This is a genomic window from Aquiflexum gelatinilyticum (genome assembly GCF_024813435.1).
Taxonomy (GTDB): Bacteria; Bacteroidota; Bacteroidia; order Cytophagales; family Cyclobacteriaceae; genus Cognataquiflexum; species Cognataquiflexum gelatinilyticum.
This window is the reverse complement of sequence record NZ_JANAEZ010000001.1, coordinates 106,962-131,213: the sequence shown is the minus strand read 5'-3', so window position 1 is coordinate 131,213 and position 24,252 is coordinate 106,962. Positions and strand designations below refer to the sequence as shown.

Genomic DNA, 24,252 nt, shown 5'->3' with positions numbered 1-24,252 from the left:
TCAATTGTTTTGAATGTAATCGTTTAAAAATGATTTTATGAAGCCATAAAATTTCTGAACATCCTCTTTGGTTAGTGATTTCAGAGCTTTTTCAGATGAAGTTTGCCCATGGCCTTTTTCGTTTCTTAGCTGAGCTACTTCTATAAAAAGTTCAATTCGGTCTTTAAGAATATTAAAAAGTACAGATTTATTATCATAGTTATAAGTAAGTACAAATGAAGCCAAATAGGATAGTAAGGAAGTGCCCCTCAATAAGGAACTTTTACTTACATTTAATAATGGTTGCGGTACCAATGTATTGCTCGAAAACAATCTTTGGCGATAGATACCAATAAGCCCATTTTTTTTCTTTGATAGATCGTTATCTAAATCTGAATAGACAAGTTCATAGAATGAAATCCTCCTCTCCTTATCTTGCTTTAAAATGTTTTCTAAAGCGTTTTGTAGATTTAGAGAAAATGAAACACTGGCATCTAAATTATTATAACTGTGATTTTCAAGGAGAATTAAATTTTTGATAATAGTTTCAAGATACATTTGTAAATTCTTATCCAGACTATTAAATCCCATTGAAAAATCAGAAAGCAGCCTTTCTTCGATTAGTTTATTGACCTGCTCTTGATAATCTGATAAAATTTTACCTCCAAGGGTTTTCGCATCAGCAAACCTCCTTTGAATACTTTCCAATAAGTTTTTGTTAGCCTGATTATTGATGTAAAATTTTAAGGCGACATTATCACCAAACCCAAACGGGTCAAGAATTCTCCAATCTGGCTCATATGTTTGGTCATCATTTTGGTATAGATATACATAAGTGCAAGCCCATACGATTTCAGGTTGGTCATTCAAAAACCGAATACTTAGTTGGGCAGACAATTTCTCAATCTTAGATTCATCTGTTTCAGACTGAATACCTTTTCTATTTGTGTTTTGAACCAGTTGTAATACTTCTCTTTCTGATGGCCTATTATAGTTTTCCTTACTTTTTAAAGCTTCATCCAAAAAGAACGGAAGATCAGTATAGTCATCACCATCACCTTTTGTACCGGTTACTATTTTAGGATGTTGATCTTTTGCATTATCTATTAAATCTGCAGGAAAAACTTGATTGATATAGTACGGGTAAAGTTTATCCTGATTTGTAAATTTAAATGTATAGCCAATCTTTCTTTTTCCTGAATTAATAATCAATCCATCAACCTCTAATAATTTTTCCTTCCCTTTTTCATTTAAAGAGCCATATTCGTTTAATAATCCTTTACTGTGAAGTTCAGAAGCAACGATACCAACTAATTTAGCATCCAGACCAGTAAATTCGGCAATGGTTTCATCCTTCATGCCAGGCTTAGCTTTAAATTTCAGAACTAGCTTTTGGAAAAAATTCAATCCATGTTCAAACTCATTTGTTTCTATCCGATACATATACAGCGGGATAGCAACCATTATGCACTTGGGGGATGGTCTTCGCTTAATTTGAAAGTATATATTGTTATATCCTATTGCCATAAATTGAATCTGTTGATAGGTTTGTATAAAACTCATAAAGACCCTCTACATAGGTTTTGCCAAATTCATCAGAGAACATTTCTCCATCCCCGGCAACTATTAGTAATTTTTGAGCCCGTGAGAATGCCACATTTAGTCTGTTTTCGAGGGTTAAAAAGCCAAATACTTTCTTATAATTATCGTGGTTACGATTGATGATGTTAGAACGCACCGTACTCAAAATGACGATATCAAATTCCTTTCCTTGAAATGAATCGACGGAACCTATTCTTAGTTTTTCTCTTCCATCAGGTGTCTCACGGTACTGCAGCGTAATTTCATAATTGCCATCTGCTTTTATTTCAGCGTAGCCTTTTTTGGTGGCTTCTTTAAAAATATCATCTACTTGCTTCGCGTAAAAGGTGATTATCCCTACACTTAGATTTTCAAAATTTGGATCTGTTTTTAAATCATCTAAAAGTTTAATTATCCTTTGAGATTCAGCGTTTCTGGATTTACTTTTTCCACTTTGCTCAAGTCCTGAATTCTTTTTAACATCAAAGAATACTGCTACCTTATCTTTAGCCCAAGACAATTCTAATCTGTGTCTTTTAAGTTCTGCTTGATTCGGTATTCCTGCTTTAAGTTCATTTTTGTAATATACTTTACTTATAAAATCTCCAATAAAAGGATGCATGCGAAACTGTTCCGTTAGAGTAATCGTCCTTTGGGGATTTGCGGTATGAAGATTTTTAAAAATTACTCCAAACAATGATTCTTCTAACTTCTTTCTTGTTTCAGCTGCAACAAATCTATCCGAAAGCTTTGTTGATGTTTCTTCTGCAATATCATCCTCCAATAAATGAGGTAACTGATTTTGGTCTCCTACCATAATGATTCTCTCTGTGGCTTTGGCCATTGGAATAAGCAAGTCCAAAGGGTTTGAACGAGCTGCTTCTTCAAGAATCACATTGTCAATATTTGAGTAAGAACTCATTTCTTTTCCACCTGCAACTTGATTGGTGGCGGCTAAACTTTCACCGTAATCTTTGATTGTGTTTCTTATATAATCAGCATTTCCATCAAGTTCGTCACGCAATACTTCAAGATTTGCAGTCAAGAAGGTTTCTTCATCTTCATATAACGTTTCTTCTTTATGCTTGAAATATCCAATTGTCTTTTTGATCCAACTTAAAATGGAAAGGTTATTTCCTGAAATGTTGGTGGCAGAATTATTTAATTGCTCCAAGTAGAATTCCTGAATTTTTCCTAATTCATGAAGTGTCGATAGGTCAGGATTATCAATTGGACAGTTAGTCAGAAAAGTTTTTTCATCATCCGAAAACGGAAGATCCGATTTTAATAGTCTTTGTATCTTGTAAAATCCATCATCATTATATGCTTCCAACTCTATCCTGATACCTTTTACATAAGCGATATTCTTGTCCCTGTTTAATTCATTGAATTTTCTGTCGCCATTAATTTCATTCCATTCATTCCAAAGTTCATCATTGATTTCAATAGTGCTCAAAAGAGTCTCAATGTCTTGTTTTAGCTTTTCTTCATTATTTTCAGTTAGATAGATAGCTTTTATATCCGATAGTTTTAAGGAAATTCGGTGAGCAGAACCTTTTGTAGAAAGCCTTTGCAGGGAATTATCAATATGCAGTTTAATCTCTTCAATCAGTTTGTCCTCAGCCCTGATATTGCTTTGAGTCTCTTTCCCTATCTTAATAGTAGGAAGTCCGAGTGTGTATATTTTAGAAGCTATGTGCTCTACAGTATCATTTTGAAAAGCAGAAACTAAAATTAGTTTTCCGTTATAGTTTTTCTTACCCTGCTCTGCAATTTCAATAAGCCTGTCGCAAATAGCAGCTACAACAGTAGATTTGCCCGTGCCTGGAGGTCCTTGAATAATTGCTATGTCAGGTGTATTAATCGCAATCTCAACAGCCTCTTTTTGATTTGTGGTTAAGTCGTCTACGCCAAATTTATCTTTTAAAAATTTTCTTGTTCTTTCTGATAGAGGCTTTTCTTTCCTCTTCTTATCCAGCATCGCATCTGCAGCACCCTCTATTGCAAAAAGTAAGTTTCGGGTTATAAACTTTCTGTCTTCACGCAAACTTTTTAAAGCTCTTTCTCTTCTTTTGTTGACGATTTCATCACCAATCAAGGAGATAACAATTTTTCCTTCTTCAGGTATTGAACTCAATTCATCATACAATTCAAATGAAAAATCGTTGCTGATTGATTTTGATAAATATCGCTTTTTATCTGTTGCTTTGGTTTCTTCTTCAACAGATAGTTCAAATGAAGTATTAAGCAAATCATCTTTACTTTCATTTATTAACGACTTCAACTCTTCAGTCAAATTCTTAATTCGAACTTTAGTAATTCCATCAGGCAGAAATCTGGTTCGTATAAATGCTAATTCTCCTAACTTTTCTTTCAATTGGTTTGCCCGTTCTAATTCAATGGCTGAATAGGTCTGCCATAAAGAAATTAATGTGTTGCCTTTTGCTTCTTCGGCTTTAATTGTTTCGTATGCTTCCTTTGCCTTTGAAGCCTCAACAAATTTTATCGATGGGTATTGGGCTACGTTAAGTAGTAAAAAATCTCCATGCTTCTTGGTAAAGGGCTTGTTAGTAATTTTTTGAACAATCCATTTATTGTCTTGTACAATAATATCGACTCGTTTCCGACTTCCATGAATTGTGAAGCTTTGTTCCGTTTTTCCAGGATAAGTTTGTATGAAAATGAATTCTGAATTATTTGATTTGAAAACAAAGTCATTTGTAAGATTGTCTGATAACTTTTCAATCTTCACACTCTTGTTCGCCAAAATAATATTATCACCAAATCCTATTTCTAAAGAATCATTGAATGCTTGACTTATACCACAAGGCAAAAAATTTATTTCAACAGTATCACCCCTCAAGTTCGTAATCCAGAATAAACTTTGAATGAGTTTACTGATTTCGAATTCTCTCGCATTGAACGCACTATTTGAAAAAGTTACTCTTAATGGAGATTTATTAAAGCTGAATAAGATTTGGTTTGATTCAATCTGTTCTGCTTTTAGAAGAATAGGTTTATTCCCCCATTTTATAGCTCCTGTGATGATTTTACCACTAAAGGAGTACTGAAAAGCTTCCTCAGGGAAGTTGGTTAATATTTCGTTTAATTCAGTCATGTTAATCTATTGTTAGCACTCGTTGAGAAGTGATTAAGTCTTTTAAATGGAGCATATACTTTTGTTTATCCTGTTGACTAGCATCGACAACACGAATTTTTTTTGGAGTGTCTAGAACAATTGTTTTGCTGCCTTCACTTAATCCAATTCGGGGACTAATATTGAATTTCACTCCATTTAGTGGAGACAAGAGTAGTTTTGATTCACTGCTTTCAATTAAATGTTCAATCTTTAGAAGCGGTGCCAATGGCTCTATATCTGTCAACAAGAAATTGAAAGCCGCTATTTCTTTTGGTGTGTTTTCATCCATCAATATCTCATCATATATTTCGGGTTGCAACGAGAATAGCTTTTTAATCTCATGTGTCTGTTCATCCAAGTATTCTACCTCTTCCCATCTTCGCATTTGAATACGTTTAACTTTTTGGGGTTTATAGCCACAGAAACTACACTGCTTTAAATTATTAAATGGATACCTTAGGTTACAATCATTGTTTCCGCATTTAAGAAGTTCATTTAAAGCAAGGTTAAGCATATCGAACCATTGTGCCATACTTGGTCTTTCGATCGGATTATTTAGTCCTTCTTCAAAATTCTTTCGAAAAAGATTTAATAGTTTTTCGGGCATTACCTTTTCGGAAGGTAGACCAGTACTTCTTTCGTTGGAAAAATCTCTCGAATGATCAACCCAAGGCAGCTTACCTGCGAGAGCTTCTTCTTCGAGTTCTGGTTCTCCTTCTGAAACATAGTCCCCAATTAGTGGGTGGTTCAGTGTAAGAAGTTCGTAAGCCAATACTGCAAATGAAAAGCAGTCAGACATGGTTGTGTTGGGGCCATAATTAGAGACAACTTCAGGGGCACCATAAAAAGGAGTGTATATATTATTGACTATACTTGTTTTATATCTAAGGTTATCCAAATCAATTAAGAAAACATTGTCAGCATCATGTCTTTCCGATATAAAGACATTGTTTGGAGATAGGTCGCAATAAGCAAGTCCCTTACTATGAATTGCTCTAAAAAGGGCTGCTAGACGAATAAGTACGTTATATCTTTTTAAAAGTCCCCCTGAATTCAAATACCATTCTGTAAGGTTTTTATTCTCCGTTCCAAGTTTTAGTGTTGATAGGGGAATCATTCCAGAAGCAAACTCAGCGATATAACCGTTCTTAGGTTGTGTAATTTGTCTTAATGGTATAGCAAATTCTTTTTTATCTAACCCTAAATTCATTAAAAAATTGATTTTAGTTTTGGTTGTGTTGTCGTCAAAACTTTGGTTGAGGAGTTTTACGATGTGTTTTTGGTCATTTAGCAAATAGGTAATACCTTGAGAACCTCCCCCAATTTTCTCTAGTACCTTATAACTGATATTTTTTGAATCTACTACGTTCATCTATATATTATTTGTCCAAATGAATACCAATGACTTATCGTCATTATTTTTTTCGCTAATAAAATTTTCTATGTCTTGCTTCAAAACATCATTTCGTATTGATGAATCAATTTGCTTAAATTTGGATTTGAAGTAATTGTGTAAGGATTCAATTTTTCCTATTTCTAATTCATCTCCAATTCCATCTGTTGCAATCAGGAAGTCGAATGAATGACCAAATTCGTATAAAGCAAGATTGAAATTTTCATTCCTTCCAGAACCAAGACAATCAGTTTCATTAGAAAAGTCTTTACTTGCTGATTGCAGATATCGAAACAATCCATCTATTCTTAACGAAACCAATACATCACCAAGCTGCCCAACAATTATTTTCTTATCCTTTTTAGAAACTGCAACAAATGAGTTTGTTGTTCTGTAATCTTTTATGGATTTGGATAATTTGTTTATCTCACTTTCCCAACGTGTCTTAATTTGCTCATTTAGTAATTGCAATTCTGAAGTCAATTGAAAATCCATCATTTCTTCAATTACTGTTTTACACGCCAATTTCGCTCCTTCTAAAGAATGCTTGGAAGAGCCCAATCCGTCTGATATGGTAGCAATCAAAATATCATCATCCTCCATTAATTGAATGAAGTCCTGATTGGGAATTTCTTCGTCTTTATTCCCACGTATACTGGCTTTTATAACTGTAGTTGGTAACTTCATTAAAAGTCAATTGTATCGTCTTCAGGCAATTGAGGTATTTGTTGCATATCTGGTTTTTGGCTTTTCATTCTTTGAGTTACTGACATGGTAACAAATCTGAAAAACTTCCTGATATCTCTCGCATTTTCACCTAATACAAGGTACTCGGGTGAACTTACAAACTTGGAAAGCATATTCTGGTCTGCATCATCACCTATTGCCATTGCTATGCGAAATGCTTTTGAAGACCGTCCATCATTTATTAAGGCATTCATAGGAGAAATAAAATCATCAGTCGGAATTCCATCAGTCAATAAAACAATTGTCGGTTTGTAAGACCTTGAGGGAATTTGTGACTTGTCCTCAATTAACCCTTTCAGCATTTCAAATGCACCACCCATTGGAGTCCTACCTTGTGCCCGATAAATTGGGGCATCAACCTGGCCTATTGGAGTCAAAGGAATGTCACATACCGCACTTTCACCGCCAAAGCTGAATAGAGAAACATGTATCTCCGCCTTATTGCTGTCTTCATCTTTAATAGAGTTTATGAAGTCTTTTAGAGCAATGTTTAATGCGTCAATCTTTCCATTTGTACCCATGCTGCCACTCCTGTCCACTGCTAAAATAACAGGAAGGGGTCTTGGTTTTTGAATTAAGAAGTCATTTAATGAGTCCATACTTTATGTTTTTATTTTAAGATACAAAAAAAGTAAAGTTCTGTGCACTCAATCTGCACTTGAAAAAATCATTTACTTCTGCCTGAATTAGATTCAATGTTATTTTGGAGATTGTGTAAGCAACTAATGTTGATTTTTGTTAATTTTTTTTGCCTTAAATTGTGAATGATGAAAAGAAGGTCAAGAGTTAATAGGGGGAGTTATTTTTGAATAAATAGTCATTAAGATTTTAAATTCTGATATGCGGATACCTTCATATTTTCAACTATTAGTGTTTGTAAGGTAAAAGACATATTAAGTATTATTGAATTGGAATTGGTTTTTGAAATCAGCTGGATTTAAATATACCTACCTATTATATTTTTTGACTCAATTCAAACCTAACCATTACATTCTGACAAAAAAATACCGTAAACACGGTAATTTTAACTTTGTGCTGTAAATGTTGGTCTTCTTCTAAAAATTTTTACTTTTGAAAAGAGATTATAACTCCAGGGATTTCGGAATAAATCCGGAAAAAGCAACAGTAATTTCTACTCTGGGAAAGATAAACTCTGGGAAAAATTTGGAGTGGAGAAGGGTGTGCTCTGCTTACCTTGTTTTAAAGCACGATTGGGACGGGATTTCAGAAAAGAGGACTTTATCTTTTGTTTTAAACTATAAGGATAATCCAGAAGGAAAAACTATTCTGGAGAGATAACCTTTAAATTCTAAAATCTATTGTTAGTTAAGTCCTTTTATTTCTATATTCGTCAGCTTTTTGTCGCACCTGATGAGTACAGAAACTATTGACCCAAGGTTGATCAAGGATCGTATAGACCTTGAAAATGGAATTACAGAGTATATATTGGAGAATTATTTAGACTCTGGTGAGGAGACAAAACTCGGACATGTTTTTAAATTTTTACCTTCTGGAATTCTCCATAAGGAGGAAACCGGCATAGGGGCAACCACTCTTGAACTCAAGTCAAAAAGGAACTCCATTATCGTGGAACCTCTCAGAAGTACCGCCCTGACAAAGAGCAGCCTTTCTGAAGATTACTTTTTTGTAGGTACCAAGCCGGATGGGGTGACGGTTTCCGATGAGGAAATCAAAGAATTTATTACCAAGCAGGAACGGAGCGGTGAATTTATAAAGATCATATGTGTGGCAGACAGTCTGAAAAGAGTCATCAATGTACTTGGGAAAGAAAAACTAGAATCAGATGAATACCATCTTTTAATAGACGAATCGGATTCTTTCCAAACTGCATCATCATATAGAAAGAGTTTGGATCTTGTGCTTGACCAGTATAAAGAATATTTTAGGCCGGAACGAAGGTCAATGGTAACAGCTACACCGTTGGACTTTTCGGATCCGTTGCTCAAATCCGAGCTTGTCACCAAATTCAGATACCATCACCTTTACAAAAAGGATTTGGTCATGGTCCTTACCGATAAAGTCACCGGAAAGCTGTATGACCTGATCAAAAAGCACTTCGAAGAGACTCCCGAAGAAAAACTAGTCGTAGCATATAACCATGTTGGGGAAATAAGGAATCTTGCCGATAAGCTTTGTGAAAAGAAGATTAGAACCAAAAAGGATATCAAGGTACTGTGCAGTTACAGAAGTGAACATAAAGTAAAAAAATATTTCCACGAACTCGAAAGTACAATGCTGCCGGCAAAACTTGTTTTCAAAAGCTCGGCATATTTTGTCGGCTATGACATTGATGAACCCTATCATCTTATTATAGGTACAAGTACCGGGAACAACGTAATGCAGCTCTCAGAACTTACTATTAAACAGATTATCGGAAGGGCAAGAAAAGGATTGCATTCTATAACAGTGGTATCTTCCCAAAAAATACTACCTGAGGTCAAACGTTATGACTTGGCACAGCTCCTAGAGATAGCCAATCACCAGTTGGAGGGTTACAGATGTCTTGTCAGGAATTTTGAAAGAAGCAAACATTTGTTGGAAGAAGTCCTTATGCTTAAGGAAAGAGTAGAAGGGGCGATGCACATTGGCGGATTCACACCGATACGCACTAACCTTGAAGGACAACCTGACATTAGCTATCTGAATATAGATGGCTATCTTGAGCAGACCCGGGTCAAAAAGGAGATTTATTCGGTTCATGGCGGACTTGAAAAAGCACTTACCAAAATAGGTTATAATGTGATTTCAAAGTCTGAGGTTGCAGCAGAAGTAGTTTCGGCATCAGAAAACAAGTTAAAGGAATTGGCAGCCATGAAGGCTGAAGTTGAAAAAGATCTCCCCGGATCCTCAGGTGTTTTTGATCTGAAAGTTTTGGAAAAGGATGGGGGTTCTGAAAGCCAAAAACTTGCTTATGAGATATACAATGAATATCAACATTACATTGATGCAGATTTTCTAAAAGAACAGATTGTTATCAAAATGAGCTTTTCCAGTGAAGGAGGATCAAAAAAATCGCTCAATTTATTTAAACAGGTGCTTTATTATCATGTTTTGGATCCTTCAGTTCCATTCAAAAAACATATACTTTCCAGAATCAATGTGGGCAATAAATACAGTAAAGATTACCTGTTAACATGTGTAAACGATGCTCTGGCAATGGCAGGATTACATCATGTTTATTCAGAATTCAAACAGGCAAAGAAAATATTAAATAATTTTTTTGAGATTAAAGGAGATGAAAGGCCGAAAAAAGTACCAAAACCAGAGGTCAAAAACCAAAAGGTTCTTTCTTTTAGAATGACTAAAGACCGGTTAGAAAATGAGATTGCATATCCTCTTCCCAAAAAGTATAAATCGTTTGATATTGATAGATTCAGGGCATTAAGTAAATTGAGGAAATTTCGTATCTATACATAAACAAACAAAAATTCCTCATTTTTTGTAAGTGTGAAAGCTGAACATACCTCAACAGTGGTATGCATTTTACCGGAGAACTGAAAAATCAAATCCTTTTGTCCCAAGAACATTTGATAGCTAAACCCGACACTTTTGCATTTTCCCTGCTTGCTTTAATAACCTAAATCATGTCGATATTCCCTCTATAGAGAGAGGTTGAAGCTTTTAGCAAACAGGCGATTCTACTCATTGATTTTACCTCTTTGTCCCATAAATGCCTACACAAGTCTTGCAGGCCGTGGAACAGGTCAGTTTTTCTTTCATATCGGGCAGGATAGGAGGGAAGACCTATTTGATATATGGAAACGAGAGCAGGTACCTCCCCACTTACCTTCCCCCCGTATCGTTCATGGCAACGCCTACCCCCCGGGGTTCAACTTGATCTATTGGAAAATCTAAAAAGTTTTCCGGAAAAAGATTCCTCCAATAGGATCCACAGTCCATAAAATAATAAGGTCCTACCAACCTTGATAGGCCTGTATTTTCCTAAGCTGTTGTCAAACCACCAAACACATGCTATGCCGACAGGGGCAAACCTTAACCTGTCCAAAACAACCTGGATCCTTCCAAACCCAAGACCTAAAGTTTTCCTCCTACCCCCCGGTAAATCCAACTAATAAACAATTATAATGAATTTACCTTCAGAAAAAACAACACAGGGAAAAGTCAGAATTGTGGTCAAGGGGCAGGATAGCTTCAGGACCTCAGCTGCAGCTATGTTCATTGCTTCCGGATTTGAAAGAAATCCTGACAATGTTGCCGTCATTGATACCAACAGCAACTACCATAAGCTGTTTGCAGGTTGGGGCTTCCACCAACTCTCTCAGGTTAACCATCCATGCACCTTGGAAAAGATGCTACAATCGATTGAAGACTGTGAAACAAAAAAAGTTATAGTACTTGACAGCCTTGATTCGTTTGTTTCTACCCTTCTCGCAATCCACAGCCACGAAGGGGAAAAAGACTGGATCTCAATTCTCAAAAACTTCCAGATCCTGGTTGCTAGGCTTATGCTAAGCTCTTGCCATGTAATCGTTTCTATTAGGATCCGGAAGGAAATGCCTGAAGGACCTGAAGTGTTTGGACTGGATGAACTTTTGGTTTCCGGAAGTATCAGGGAACTTTCTTCCTGTGAATTTGAAAATTTAAAAAGCAAACTGATAAGCCTAATTTAACTGTGGATTGAAATGAAAAAAGGGATGGCCTTTGACCATCCTTTTTTTATACACTTTGTTGACCGGTCGCTTAAATGGAGTTAACTCTTCCCAGTTTAACTTCATAAGGATTTCCAATTATCCTCATATCGATCTTTTACGAAATAATCGATGATTTCTAAGGTATCAGGATCAATCAGGTCCAAAGTTTCAGATGTTTTTTGCACAGTCGGATCAAGCCAATCAACGAGTAATCTTGCTCTTTTGAATGCAGCACTTCTTTCCATATCGAATTGACCTTCTTCTTTTCTTTTGGATTCTAAAGTATCAAGAAACATTCTCATCCGTATGGCAAGGTGATGCCGGTCCGTTTGTCTAATCAAGTGTTTCATGAATTTCGCTTCCGTTAAAGCTGCATCCCTGCGCTCATATTTGATTTTTTCAAATTCCCTATCACGCTCTTCCGCAAGCCTTACCTTTTCGCGTTCTTCTTTGACCCGTACACTTTCATCTTTGAGTCCTTTGACAATGGAATCAAGAAAATACCCTAGGTCATAACCTTTCCTTTCCACCCACTTTCTACCCGCCCAATTATTGAGATATTCGAACACAAGAAAACCGGTTGGCACCAAAGTGTGGTTCTTGAAATCAAGCCTTCTTGGAGCCCGCTTCTTGCTCACCTTCTCATAAAGCCTTATTTTGACCAGCTCACCGTCTACCAGAAAGAAACATTCACCAAAGTTAATCTTGATTGTGAATCCCTCTTTCTCACAGCTCTTAATGATCATATCATATGCTCTCAAGCCTCTGGGTAAGGACTCAGGGGAAATCCTTATGTCCAAAAAACCTGAATCGGCAATAAGGATATTCTTCATCCTGCCGGAATTGTCAGGCACTTTTCCGGTCAGGTGTATTCTCACCGATTCCACGAGTGGATGGGGTTCCAAAAGTTCATCTGGTATTTTTGTTATATCCCCCTGTATCTTTTCGTCAAGAAACTTCTTTTTAACTTTCTTTTTTACAACAAAATCATCGGGTCTTTCCCTTAAAGTGATTTCTTTTTGTCCATAGTAGTTCTTGGGAAGTTTTGGCAGTTCAGGTTTTTCTTCAGCAGTACCTGCGATTACCCTGTTCCAATACCCCGGATAGGGTACTGGAATGTTCATCTTATTACATGCTTTGCTAAGTCCACGGTCACTGATTTCATAGATCTCGGCAATTTTCTTCATGGGCATGGACCATACAAGGTCGTAGAGTTCTTCTCTTGTCAATACTTTATAGTTTTGCATACCTCAACTCTCTCAATTGATTTATTATTGACTCTTTTACATGTGGATACTCCTCAAGATCAGTAACGAAGTGACTGGCATTTTTAAGTTCAGGTGTATCCTCTGGATTGGATAAATTAAATGGTTTAAAACTAAAAAAAGGTGTTTTCCCTTTTTCAATAAACTCCTTGGCAATTAATCTTGAAATACTAAGAGTTCTTCCTTTAAACATAAATGCTGCTTCGACCGCTGCTGATATAAGCCCTTTGCACCCCACCAATTTGAGGTGTGACCAAAACTCCTGTGGAGTGAGTATTTCCGATATGTACAAACTTTCTACCTCAAGTGATTCAATAAACTCCTCTAGAGAAAATTCAAAGTCAGTGTAATAGGTTGAATTCCAGTAACTGAGAAATTTTTTTTCGGTATAAATCCTGTCAAAAATTTCGGCCAACAAATATGAAGGGATGTAAATTCTGTTCTCCTCATCATTTATCCAATAGAGGACTTGCTCAAAAATATATTCTTGATCGAAGATTTTAAAAGATTTATCTCCTTCGATAAAACCTATAACACAGTGCTTGGATGAGTAGATATACACTCCTTCAACTACATTGTCTTTGAAATCTGCCAATTTAATTTTAATCAAGGGTTGTTCGTTAGATTGCATGGTGTTTTTGTTTTTGCTTTAAATAAATAAAGGGAGATTATGCAGCTTTTTATAAAGCATAAGTTAAATCTCCCTTTACTTGCTGAATTGTCATGAAACCATCCTCTTATTGGGTCCTTCCCCGGATTGTGAAGTAAAAGCAGAACTATTAGTTGCTGATGGCTCTTAATTTTTCGTTCTCTGCCTCCATTTGTTTGTGCATCTCATGTTCCTCCATTCTCATCGCTTGCAAGATGTCAAAAGATCCATTATGTCCATCCCCATCAGCGGCATACCAGGCCAGTATTTCATGACCCCGGGGAGAATCAATTGCAATCTGTCTTCGGTTGAGATTTCTATCGAACACCCTAGAAGATTTGAAATAGTGATGATTTGGATACAAATTTGGCCTTGGTTCATAAATAAGGTATTTGAACCCGGCATCCATTAATGATTCTGCCTTACTTTTCGCATACTCGAACCGCTCCTGGCGGACCTCAAGTTGAAATTTGCTATTGTTATCCATTTTATTTTTGACCTTTATTCCTGGTCAGGGAGTTACAGTTTTTTTACTTTTCTCAATTTCGAATCTAACAGATCCCTATCGCTCAAGAATTTAGAGAAATAGGGAATTCCGGTTTTGGTAATTATCCTTGGGATTACTGACTTCTTTTTTCCACCTCTATATTCTTCTGTTTCATAGCTCATGTATTTAAACAAAACTTCTTCACTGGGCATATTATCTGATTCTAAAAACCCTTCCTCCCGTAAGAGAGCTATAAATTTGTTTGGCCCATACTTACTGCCAACCAAGGCCACAAAGAATTTTATGGAAATTGTTCCCGATTCGTGATACTTCATGATGTCTGTGATTAATTGTTGGAATAATTTAATGCTGCTAATGCAAGCTCAGATGTAGTCATACAATAGTTGTCTTTTGTAAGTATCCATTTGTCTAAAGAGTTCTTTGAAAAGAAAAGCTTGCGACGATTTGGAAGACGGAAAACTGGAATTTCATGCTTATGTGTAAGCTGGTATAAGTAGCCAACCTTATACCCCAAGTATTCAGCAGCCTGCTGAATTGTCATAATGTGATCGTTTGATTCCTGTTTAGAGGAGTCATAATTTAAATTTCTCATAAACTCTATGTTAAGGTTACAAATTTGAATCAATACGGTCATATAAAAAATTTATTATTACGTTATGTTGCACCGTAATTTTTTAACACGTAGATAGATCTCAGACCTGCCACAATCAAATAAGTGCAAAAACAGTAAACAGATGAAATACTTTAAAAAAATCACATTCTCGTTGGCTTATAATAATTATCCGAAGCAATCAAAAAATGAGATTTAATAACTGGGACGAGACTTAAAAAATTTTGTGTGTTGACTGTAACTAGCTAAAAATTTATCTTTAAATTTTTCCCATTGATACTTCTGGTAATTTTTGCTTATATCATTGATCGGGTCCTTTGATTTGGTTTGTTTGAAGGTCACATATGGTCTATATAAACTCCATGGTGTTTCGTGAGAAGTTTTCATAAAACTATACATAAACAATAATCGGATTAGGTTTCCTAATACAGAAGGTTTTCTAAAAACAACATTGGATATGGGGATTTTACAAGTTAATAAGTCACGGAAACTATCATAATCTGATAAAATCATTTCCTCTTTTTCTAAATAGTTATAAAAATCTCTAATTAAATCCTCACTACAACCATTTTTTGACACATCATATAAATCCTCAAAATTATCCAAGGCTTTATAGCGAGAGGAACGGGCAGCTATATCCAAAAAAATATTTCTCAATGCATCCTCAGTCTTAAAATGAGTATTTAATTTAAACTTCAACATCTCAAAAAACTCCTCTTTACTTTTTAAAAGTATTGATGCATCATTTAATTCTCCATTAAATTGATATTTTAAAAAATCAGTTTTATCTATAACAAAACCTTTGGAAACTTTCGTCTTTTCAGCAGCTTCTAACTGAACAAGTAGGGAATCTGAATAAGTATTTATTTCATTTAATATTTTTGATGTGGAATATTCTTCCCCTGCCAACTTTCTTATCATTCTGATCTTTCCTGTTCTTATCAAACAATCAATTAACTCTCCAATATAAATTTTATTAAAAGTTTCCCTGCTGGAAAAGAGGCTTTCCCAACCTTCTGAATTTCCTTTGGTTCTAAGGAGATGCTTTTTCAAATTTGGACTTTTTATAAATTGCTCTAGTTCATAGAATATGCCATTTGTTTCTTCCATGATCATTTATTTGAGGTTTTCAAGTATAATCTTATCGACAGCCTGTTTTTTTTGCTGATCCATCACTTTAGCATAAATCTGAGTGGTTTTGAGAGACTTATGACCAAGCAATTTAGAAACGGTAAATATATCTGTTCCCTTAGAGAGATGCATCACCGCATTAGTATGCCTTGCTGCATGGAAAGTCACCTTCCTATGGATACCTGCTTTCACCATCCAAGATTCCAATTTTTGATTGTTCCATGCACTGTAATGAAGTCCACGGAATACTGTTCCTCCTTCCCCATCTCTTTGACCCATAAGGACTGCAGCTTGCTGTGGAATAATCAATGTTTCCTCGGCCTGTGTCTTTCTTTGCCTGAATCGGATAAAAAAACCGTTATCTGAGGTGTGCCTCACATCTTCCCACCTTAATTTTTGAATGTCGGTAAAACGAAGGCCAGTCAAACAAGAAAATAGAAATGCGGATTTCAATACAGCAATATCACAGTCCGTTTTCACCAAAGCCTCTAATTCCTCAATTGTCAGAAATTCCCTCCTTGTTTCGATGGGTCTGAAAGGTGCTACACGTTCTGCAGGATTGACTGGGATTATTCCATCCGTTTTTGCCTGCTTCATTGCTGCCAAAAATTTATTGAAGTAAGAAACCTTGGAATTAAGGGACAATGTCTCCCGATTGGACTTGATAGCTTTATCCAGATGCTTTTTGAATCCCTCAATAAATCCCACAGTAATATTCTCAAAAGTAACTCCAGGATGGGCATATTCCTTAAAGTGTTTGATCATGCTTTTCCAGTTCCCATCGTTACCTGAACTCGTATTTTTATTTATGGAAAGTTTTTCAAGATAGGGTATGAACAGTGATTTCTGCTTTTTTATGTCATGCACATCGTAGGCTCCGGAGAGAAAATCCAACTGTTTCTGATGACAGATGGCTTCGGCCAGTCGAAGGGTTTCTTTGTTCCTAGCTACCTGGGCAGCCGAAAGTTTTCCTTTTTCAGGTTCAGGGATCAAAAAGATGTCAAGGTATTCAGTCTTTCTGAAACCCTTCTGATAGTAATCTAGGTACAAAGCCAGTTTTTTTCCTTTTTTCCTTTTTCTCAATTTTACTTTCATACACCAAGTAATTTAGAGATGCTTTCTTTGGGTACAATCACACGGTTACCAAGTCTGACAACCTGAAGTTTACCGGAAGCTATATTCCGCTCTATGGTCCGCTTGCTGACTCCTAAATATATTGCCGATTCTGAAATAGATAAATAGTCTTTTTCACGGATCCCCGTAACTTTCAGATTTTCTGATCCAATTTTTTTTTGGTCATTGCCATTTTCTTCCGGGTCAGTAAACTCTTCTTTGTATGAAAAAAGTTTTTCCTCCCGTTTGACTTGTTTATAATGTCTTCGGTTGCAGGAATGGGAGCAATATCTGGTATGGAGTGTTTTGGCTTCAAACTCTTCCTTACAATAGTCGCATTTTCTTTTTACCCTTATATTGGAACTCATTATGCATTTATTTGAGGAGAGAAAGATAAACTGACACAATGCGACATAATATGACTTGAGACGACATTGAATGACATAGACCGACATAGACCGACATAATTTCCCGAATTTTTATTTGGCAACAAATTTTAAATTATCTGGCAACAAATTAGCAACAAAAAAGTGTAAAACAATATCAAATAGGAACAAAAAAATAGGGCTTTATCAGCCCTAAATCAATTAAAATCAAACATAATCAAGTTGACTACTTCCCGATACAAAACTTTGAGAAGATGTTGGCTAACAAATCATCTGTTGTAATCTCACCTGTGATTTCCCCAAGGTAATGGAGCGACCGACGGATATCCATCGCCAAAAAATCATTGGTGATCTGCCTGTCCAAACCTTCCAACACATCCAATAACGACTGTCTCGTTTTGACCAAAGAATCATAATGACGGATATTGATCACGATGGTGTTTCCTGTTCGGAATTTATCCAGATTGACCAACTCCAAAATGCGGCTTTTCAACACTTCAAGATTTTCCTTTTGCCCTGCGGAAATAAAAATGGTATCTGGATACTTTGCCTTCAGTTCCCTCACAAAATCCGGTGACGCCTTATCGATTTTGTTGGCAACTTTGATAAAAGGAACTCCCTGATTTTCTAACCTATTGATATCCCGATTGATTTCGACCATATCCGTATCTGTCAGGTCAAAAAGGTACAGAATAAGAGATGCTGTTTTCATCTTCTCCTGAGTCCGGCTGACTCCGATTGCTTCGATGATATCCGTTGTTTCCCGCAGTCCAGCGGTATCTATAAAGCGGAAAATTACCCCGCCGATATTGATTTCATCTTCGATAAAATCCCGGGTGGTGCCAGCAATTTCTGACACAATTGCTTTTTCCTCATTGAGCAAGGCATTGAGCAATGTGGACTTCCCAGCATTGGGTTTGCCGGCGATGACCGTGGGAACACCATTTTTGATCACATTGCCCAAGTCAAAACTTGATATCAGCAGTTCAACGGCGCGGAGCAATTTTTCCACCAGGACCTTCAGGTCATTCCTGTTTGCAAACTCCACGTCTTCCTCCCCAAAATCAAGTTCAAGCTCTATCATCGAAGCAAAATGGATCAGCTCATTTCGGAGTTTTTGAATCTCGCTGCTGAAGCCACCGCGCATTTGATTCATGGCTGCTTGGTGGGAGGTCTCAGAATCTGAATGGATCAAGTCAGCTACTGCCTCAGCCTGTGCCAGGTCAAACTGCCCATGGAGAAAAGCCCTTTGGGTAAATTCTCCCGGTTTGGCCGGTCGGGCACCATGGCTAACAAAAAGCTTGATGACCTGATTGACAATATAGGAGGATCCGTGGGTGGAGATTTCCACCACGTTTTCTTTGGTAAAGGATTTCGGTGCGACAAAAATGGAGACCAAAACTTCATCTATGATTTTTTCTTCATCGCGGATAGTTCCAAAATGTATGGTATGGGAGGCCTGCTTTTCAAGGTCTTTCCCTTTAAAAATCCTGTTTGTGATTTTGATTGCATCCTTTCCCGAAAGTCGGATGACCGCAATGGCACCAACTCCCTGAGGGGTGGCCAATGCCACGATGGTATCTTCTTTTTCGTGAAGGGAAAATGACATACTTACTTTCCGAATTTGTTTAGAAGGTCTTCCATACCTGTAAGGAATGGAACAGGTTCTCTATAACCTGGGAATTGGGCGATGTTTTCCATGGCGGCATCCATGATTACAAAATTTGGATATGAACTTACCCTCATCGCTCTTGCCATGGTGGCTTCGGTATATTCTTTGCCTTTGAAACTGAATTTCCTCTTGACGTCTTCTGCATTCATTTTGACAGCATAGAAGTTATTGTTGATAAATCCAATGACTTCAGGGTCGGTAAAAGTGTCCTTATCCATTTTCTTGCACCATCCACACCAATCGGTGTAAACATCCACAAAGATCATTTTGGGTTCTTCAGCAGTTTTTGCAGCAGCCTCCTCAAATGTCAGCCAAGTGATTTTGTCCTGTGCCATTGCGATTTGGAAGCTGAATAGGGTGATCAGCAAAGCGCCAAATAACTTTTTCATATGGTTAATCTTATTTTGTTCAAATTTAACGACTTGCTTTGGTTTGAAGTTCAATTTCCTTGATTAAAGTATCAAGCATCAGATATCTAGGCATTAGACACAAGATTCAAGATTTTGGGAAATTAAGAATTAAGAATGATGAATTTATAATGTTCGATTACCACAAAACAGTTAACCAAATAACCATTTAACCCCATTCACATCATCACCAAAATATTCCCCGCGACATCCTTAGACATGAAAATTGATTTTTTGTTGTCTACTAATATTTCTACTGAACCGTCAAATTCCGTTTTGTCCATGACTTTGATCCTTGCACCAATGTAGGCTCCCACTTTGTCCAAGTACCTCAGGAAAGCAGGACTGCTGTCTTTGACTGCTACTATCTGACCTGTTGAACCTAATTCAATTTCATTCAGTGGGAGACGTGGCCTTACCCTTACATCCCCAAATTCATCTGGGATAGGATCTCCATGTGGATCGAACTTGGGATAACCCAGATACTCATCTAATCTTTGAATCAGACTTTTTGATTTGACATGGGACAAAGCATCCGCTACCTCATGAACTTCATCCCAAGAGAATTTTAATTTCTGAACCAAAAATACTTCCCATATGCGGTGCTTTCTGATTGTTTGAAGGGCCAATTTTTTACCTTCTTCAGTAATGTGGAGACCGTAGTATTTGCGGTATTCAATTACTTCTTTTTCGCCTAACTTCCGAAGCATGTCACTAACCGAGGCAGGCTTAGTTTTCATTTCCGTGGATACATCATTGGTTGACACTCCTTTTTTTCCACCATCAGACAAGTGGTAGATGGCTTTCAAATAATTTTCTTCAGCAGAGGTAAGGGTAATCATAGTTCTAGTTGGTTTAGGTGTAAAGATAGAAATTTAGATTGGCCTTAAAAATATTTTCATACAGGCTAAATCAGGTGTGGATAACTCAATATGGATCGTGATTAGCGATTTAGATAAGTCTAAAAATAATATTAGATAAGCAAAAATATAATCTTAAATTGCTGTTATACAATAATATAATTTCAATTTTATTTCTATTTTATTATGGATTTGTTCAGGATTACAGAGTTTCCATATTCTCAAAAAGGGTTTCCAAGAAGGCCAAAACGTGGATAACTTTTTTGGTTTTAAGTAATTTTTTTATGCTTGAGGTAGGGGAGAGAATCCTGATTTGTAAAAAAGAATTAGTAACATATGGGTTAAATAACCCCTCTTTAGATAATAAAAATTGGTTAAAACCTAAGAATCAGGACAAAGCAAATCAACACAAAAGTTCAATCTCTATAGGCCAACTGTTCGATTTTTTGCAAAAAAAGAGTTTCATCACTTTTCCACAATATTTCTTCTCCGGGTTTTTTTACAAAAAATTCAGTATCCAAAAAACCTTCAAGTTTTTCTTGGGCATGGTTGGTGTCAGTGAAATCAATCCCAATTCCGGCAGGATATTCAGAACAGATTGAATGCCACAAGGTATTTTTTTGAAAGAGGCAGGGCTTACCCAAAGCAATGCTTTCATATAATTTGCTTGGAATTTTAGGGCTTATGCTAGGGATCTGATGGTATGGAAGAAGGACAATATCTGTTTCCTGATACCCCTTTAAGATATCAGAATAGGGCAGGGGATTTTCGGAAATTTGGAGATGGATTGACTTTTGGTCAAGGCAGATTCTTCGAAGTTTTTCGCCATAATCTATCATAGTGATATGGCCTAATATTGTCAAAGAAGCCTGTGGAAAATGTCTCAAAATGGTTTGGAACCATTTGATGCCTTCTATGATTCCATATACTTCTGTCAAGGTACCGGATATTAGAAACCTTAGTTTCCTCTTTTCATTTAATTTTACTGGTTTGACATCCTGTATCTGGCCAAAATATTTGTTTTGAAGAACAGTGTAGTTTTTAATCCTTGAAAATTCCTTTTGGTACACTTTCTCTGCAAAAAAATAGTGCTCGATAAAAGGATTTGAACAGCATTCAATAAACCTTACGAGTAATTTGGAAAGGCTTTTATTCAAGCCTCTGAGTGTTTTGTTTTGTTCAAGATTTAGGACATAATTTTCGCGTATGTCATAGACCAAATTATACCTGAAAAACAATTTCCCCAATAATGCTGCAGGCAATAACTCGAAAGTGGTAATAATGACTAATTTTGGCTTTACCTGAATTAAGATTTTTATTAACCTCAGACCAAGCACTGCCCTTGAGAAGTCATTTCTGTTTTTGGAAAAAATAGAATGAAATCTGATGTTTTTTTCATCGGTTTCTTTTTTTATCGAAAATCCTATGATGTTAATAAGGTATTTATTTGTTTCACGCATCGAAATGGCAAACCTGTAATATAGCCTCGGGTCTTTTAGCGGTTTAAGCACAGAGGCAATCACAATTTGGGTTTGAGACATAATCGGGTAAAAATTAGAAAGACAGAAATCAAAAATATGGAATTATTAAAGTCAATTATCGAAAAAGCCTGGGAAAACAGGGAATTACTTAAAGAAAAAGAGGTTGAAATAGCAATCAAAACAGTCATTAGTGAATTGGATAGCGGCGGAATTCGAGTTGCAGAGCCTTTAGAGGACGGTTCTTGGAAAGTCAATGATTGGGTCAAGAAGGCTGTTATTCTTTATTTCCCGATCCAAAAAATGCATACTATTGAGGTTGGGCCTTTTGAATTCCATGATAAAATGGCCTTGAAAACCAACTATGCCAAGCAGGGTGTCCGGGTGGTTCCACATGCCGTGGCTAGGTATGGTGCATTTTTGGCAAGTGGCGTAATAATGATGCCATCTTACGTAAATATTGGGGCATATGTAGATAGTGGCACGATGGTTGATACATGGGCGACTGTTGGTTCTTGTGCCCAAATAGGTAAAAATGTCCACCTCAGTGGCGGTGTCGGAATAGGAGGGGTTTTAGAGCCCGTTCAGGCTGCACCTGTCATTGTAGAGGATGGAGCTTTTATCGGCTCAAGAGCAATCATCGTAGAGGGAGTAAGGATTGGAAAAGAGGCTGTAATAGGAGCAGGCGTAACGCTTACTGCGAGTTCCAAGATCATTGATGTTACAGGTTCTGAGCCAAAAGAATATAAAGGTTTTGTTCCTGAAAGATCTGTGGTGATTCCGGGATCCTTGACAAAGAAATTTCCTGCAGGCGAATTTCAGGTTCCATGTGCCTTGATCATTGGCCAAAGAAAACCTTCCACCGACCTAAAAACGTCCCTTAACGATGCATTGAGAGAAAATAATGTAGCCGTTTAAAGATTATCATTACCAAAATGAAAGTAAAGATTTGGGTTTTTGCCTCCCTTATTGGCATGATGTTGATGTCATCCTGTTCGGAAAATATTTCCAATAAGGGAGATGCTTTATTTAGCCAAAAGCAATATGAAGAAGCTTTGGCTGAATATGACAGGGTTTTGAAAAATAATCCCAAATACTTTAAAGGCCTTTATAACAGAGGTAGGGCCTATGAGGAATTGGGGGAATTCAAAAAGGCAGAAAAGGATTTTCTTGCTGCTTTTGCCATTGACAGCAAAAATACCCAAGTCATGATGAGCCTTTCCAATATTTATCAAAAGCAAAAAAACCATAATTCGGCACTTCTTTATGCTGATTATGCCGTGCAGGTTCCTGGCGCTCCAGCTATGGCTTACTTTCTAAAAGGCAGGGCATTGCATCAAATCGGCAATACAGGTGAAGCTATGAAGGAATACAGTGCAGCCATCCAAATGGACAAGAATTTTGGGCAGGCGTATTACTATCGAGGAATGCTGAAAATCGCAACGGATAAGAAAAAATCAGGTTGTGAAGACATCAAAGCGGCGCTTAAGTTGGATTTCAAAGAAGCTCAAATGGCCCTAGAAAAATATTGTAAGTAAAAAATCTTTTTGATACACTTTATCAAAAAAACCTGAGGTTCCATCAGGTTTTTTCTATTTATACCCTTTACCCAACAGTGAAATAACCCTTTACCATTAATCAAATAAACAATTAACACTTAACCAAATAACCACCCCTCAATGGCTCATTTCCTTTAATTTTTCAAATCCATTGAAATACCTCGGTTGATTAATAGGCTTATGGTCACAGATTTCTTCTGATAATAACCTGCCTTGACCCCTACAAGTCCTGCAATCGCTCAATTCCTTCAAACTTCCCATACATTTTGGGCAGGTATGTTTTCCTTCTCCCGAGCATTTTTCACATTCATAGTATTCTATGATATTGAATACATTTTTTTTGGTGACCAAACCCGAGCCCCGACATTTTATACACCCTACGACACCCCTTGCTCTACAGTACATACAGGCTTGTTCTATCTGTTTTTCACCTTCACATGTAGGACAATTTAAGTAACGATAGCCGCGGTTGTCACATAACTTACAATTGTAAATACTTGCCATATTGGATTTTAACTTAACTTCCAAATCTTTGGCAGCTTCATAATTATCTCCCTTGAATCCGTTGATCTCAAGGTATTTATTCAAAAAATTGAGACTATTATCATATTGGCCAAGTTCAAAAAGAGTCTCAGCAAAAAAGTAAGGCATTTCGGGAGGAATTGAAAGGTTGCTTTCGATGATTTGCCTAAAGTAAGCATTGGCTTTCTCGTAATCCTTTCTTTCCATTTCTGCCAAGGCACTGTTCATCAACCTAGTAGATCCCCCAAGATTAGGTTTAACCTGGGAAAAAACTGAATTGGTCATGGAGATGACAAATATTCCAGTAATTATAAATTTGAAAAGATGATTTGGATTCAATACAGGCTGGGGGAAAACCATTGGCTAATTGGGAATCTTACTTTTTTTACTACAGACAAAGTAAATACCTTTAATCAACAAAACAATGGTAAAAATCTGTTTGAATTTTTAAAAAAAATCAAAATCTTGAGAAAAATTGTTTAAGAACTTTGAATTTATCACCCAAATAGAGTCGCCTTATATCGGAATACTAGCTATTAGGATCCTTGGAAAGATGGCAAAAAATCGTTTGTTGGGATGA

The 24,252-nt window shown here is 36.6% G+C and carries 23 protein-coding genes; 5 read left to right on the top strand and 18 right to left on the bottom strand.

Features of this window, described 5'->3' with window-relative positions:
- From NK987_RS00560 to NK987_RS00540, 5 genes are all read right to left on the bottom strand, one after another.
- Positions 1-1,422, bottom strand: a complete 1,422-nt coding sequence (locus NK987_RS00560) for a hypothetical protein (protein ID WP_259262283.1) — start codon at positions 1,420-1,422, stop codon at positions 1-3.
- Positions 1,423-1,489: 67 nt separating this feature from the next.
- A complete protein-coding gene (locus NK987_RS00555) occupies positions 1,490-4,678 on the bottom strand; it encodes a DEAD/DEAH box helicase (RefSeq protein WP_259262282.1) in 3,189 nt (1,062 codons plus the stop codon).
- Between the two features lies 1 nt (position 4,679).
- Positions 4,680-6,071: a protein kinase domain-containing protein gene (locus NK987_RS00550; protein ID WP_259262281.1), complete on the bottom strand. Its 1,392-nt coding sequence runs from the start codon at positions 6,069-6,071 to the stop codon at positions 4,680-4,682.
- Complete coding sequence (locus NK987_RS00545; protein WP_259262280.1) at positions 6,072-6,779, bottom strand: protein phosphatase 2C domain-containing protein; 708 nt, start codon at positions 6,777-6,779, stop codon at positions 6,072-6,074. It lies immediately after the preceding gene.
- On the bottom strand, positions 6,779-7,438 hold the full coding sequence (locus NK987_RS00540) for a vWA domain-containing protein (RefSeq protein ID WP_259262279.1): 660 nt from the start codon (positions 7,436-7,438) through the stop codon (positions 6,779-6,781). The genes NK987_RS00545 and NK987_RS00540 overlap by 1 nt, the downstream gene beginning before the upstream one ends.
- 472 nt (positions 7,439-7,910) lie before the next feature.
- Here NK987_RS00540 and NK987_RS00535 point away from each other — a divergent pair, with 472 nt between their 5' ends.
- The 3 genes from NK987_RS00535 (at position 7,911) to NK987_RS00525 (ending at position 11,491) form a co-directional block, all read left to right on the top strand.
- Positions 7,911-8,138, top strand: coding sequence for a hypothetical protein (locus NK987_RS00535; protein ID WP_259262278.1), 228 nt, complete (start codon positions 7,911-7,913; stop codon positions 8,136-8,138).
- Positions 8,139-8,210: 72 nt separating this feature from the next.
- Positions 8,211-10,277, top strand: coding sequence for a P-loop NTPase family protein (locus tag NK987_RS00530; RefSeq protein ID WP_259262277.1), 2,067 nt, complete (start codon positions 8,211-8,213; stop codon positions 10,275-10,277).
- Between the two features lie 668 nt (positions 10,278-10,945).
- Positions 10,946-11,491, top strand: a complete 546-nt coding sequence (locus NK987_RS00525; protein ID WP_259262276.1) for a hypothetical protein — start codon at positions 10,946-10,948, stop codon at positions 11,489-11,491.
- Positions 11,492-11,592: 101 nt separating this feature from the next.
- On the opposite strand, the gene NK987_RS00520 is transcribed toward NK987_RS00525, so the two are convergent.
- The 12 genes from NK987_RS00520 to NK987_RS00465 form a co-directional block, all read right to left on the bottom strand.
- Entirely contained in the window at positions 11,593-12,759 is a 1,167-nt protein-coding gene (locus NK987_RS00520; protein WP_259262275.1) for a hypothetical protein, read from the bottom strand.
- A complete protein-coding gene (locus NK987_RS00515) occupies positions 12,746-13,408 on the bottom strand; it encodes a hypothetical protein (protein ID WP_259262274.1) in 663 nt (220 codons plus the stop codon). Before NK987_RS00515 ends, NK987_RS00520 begins: the two co-directional genes overlap by 14 nt.
- Before the next feature lie 148 nt (positions 13,409-13,556).
- Complete coding sequence (locus NK987_RS00510) at positions 13,557-13,913, bottom strand: hypothetical protein (protein ID WP_259262273.1); 357 nt, start codon at positions 13,911-13,913, stop codon at positions 13,557-13,559.
- Positions 13,914-13,945: 32 nt separating this feature from the next.
- Positions 13,946-14,248, bottom strand: a complete 303-nt coding sequence (locus NK987_RS00505; RefSeq protein WP_259262272.1) for a hypothetical protein — start codon at positions 14,246-14,248, stop codon at positions 13,946-13,948.
- A gap of 11 nt (positions 14,249-14,259) precedes the next feature.
- Positions 14,260-14,526, bottom strand: coding sequence for a helix-turn-helix domain-containing protein (locus tag NK987_RS00500; protein WP_259262271.1), 267 nt, complete (start codon positions 14,524-14,526; stop codon positions 14,260-14,262).
- Positions 14,527-14,739: 213 nt separating this feature from the next.
- Positions 14,740-15,654, bottom strand: coding sequence for a hypothetical protein (locus tag NK987_RS00495; protein WP_259262270.1), 915 nt, complete (start codon positions 15,652-15,654; stop codon positions 14,740-14,742).
- A 6-nt stretch (positions 15,655-15,660) separates the two neighbouring features.
- Positions 15,661-16,770, bottom strand: coding sequence for a tyrosine-type recombinase/integrase (locus tag NK987_RS00490; RefSeq protein WP_259262269.1), 1,110 nt, complete (start codon positions 16,768-16,770; stop codon positions 15,661-15,663).
- Positions 16,767-17,156 carry an excisionase family DNA-binding protein gene (locus tag NK987_RS00485; RefSeq protein ID WP_259262268.1) on the bottom strand — a complete coding sequence of 130 codons (390 nt, stop codon included), beginning with the start codon at positions 17,154-17,156 and terminating at the stop codon, positions 16,767-16,769. Before NK987_RS00485 ends, NK987_RS00490 begins: the two co-directional genes overlap by 4 nt.
- Positions 17,157-17,400: 244 nt before the next feature.
- Positions 17,401-18,783, bottom strand: coding sequence for a tRNA uridine-5-carboxymethylaminomethyl(34) synthesis GTPase MnmE (mnmE, locus tag NK987_RS00480; protein WP_259262267.1), 1,383 nt, complete (start codon positions 18,781-18,783; stop codon positions 17,401-17,403).
- A gap of 2 nt (positions 18,784-18,785) precedes the next feature.
- Entirely contained in the window at positions 18,786-19,235 is a 450-nt protein-coding gene (locus tag NK987_RS00475; RefSeq protein WP_258424538.1) for a thioredoxin family protein, read from the bottom strand.
- 197 nt (positions 19,236-19,432) lie between these two features.
- Entirely contained in the window at positions 19,433-20,095 is a 663-nt protein-coding gene (locus NK987_RS00470; protein WP_259262266.1) for a metal-dependent transcriptional regulator, read from the bottom strand.
- A gap of 434 nt (positions 20,096-20,529) precedes the next feature.
- Complete coding sequence (locus NK987_RS00465; RefSeq protein ID WP_259262265.1) at positions 20,530-21,654, bottom strand: glycosyltransferase; 1,125 nt, start codon at positions 21,652-21,654, stop codon at positions 20,530-20,532.
- Positions 21,655-21,690: 36 nt separating this feature from the next.
- Here NK987_RS00465 and NK987_RS00460 point away from each other — a divergent pair, with 36 nt between their 5' ends.
- Entirely contained in the window at positions 21,691-22,509 is an 819-nt protein-coding gene (locus tag NK987_RS00460; RefSeq protein WP_259262264.1) for a 2,3,4,5-tetrahydropyridine-2,6-dicarboxylate N-succinyltransferase, read from the top strand.
- A 17-nt stretch (positions 22,510-22,526) separates the two neighbouring features.
- Positions 22,527-23,129, top strand: coding sequence for a tetratricopeptide repeat protein (locus NK987_RS00455; RefSeq protein ID WP_259262263.1), 603 nt, complete (start codon positions 22,527-22,529; stop codon positions 23,127-23,129).
- Between the two features lie 138 nt (positions 23,130-23,267).
- On the opposite strand, the gene NK987_RS00450 is transcribed toward NK987_RS00455, so the two are convergent.
- A complete protein-coding gene (locus NK987_RS00450; RefSeq protein WP_259262262.1) occupies positions 23,268-23,957 on the bottom strand; it encodes a molecular chaperone DnaJ in 690 nt (229 codons plus the stop codon).
- Between the last annotated feature and the right edge of the window lie 295 nt (positions 23,958-24,252).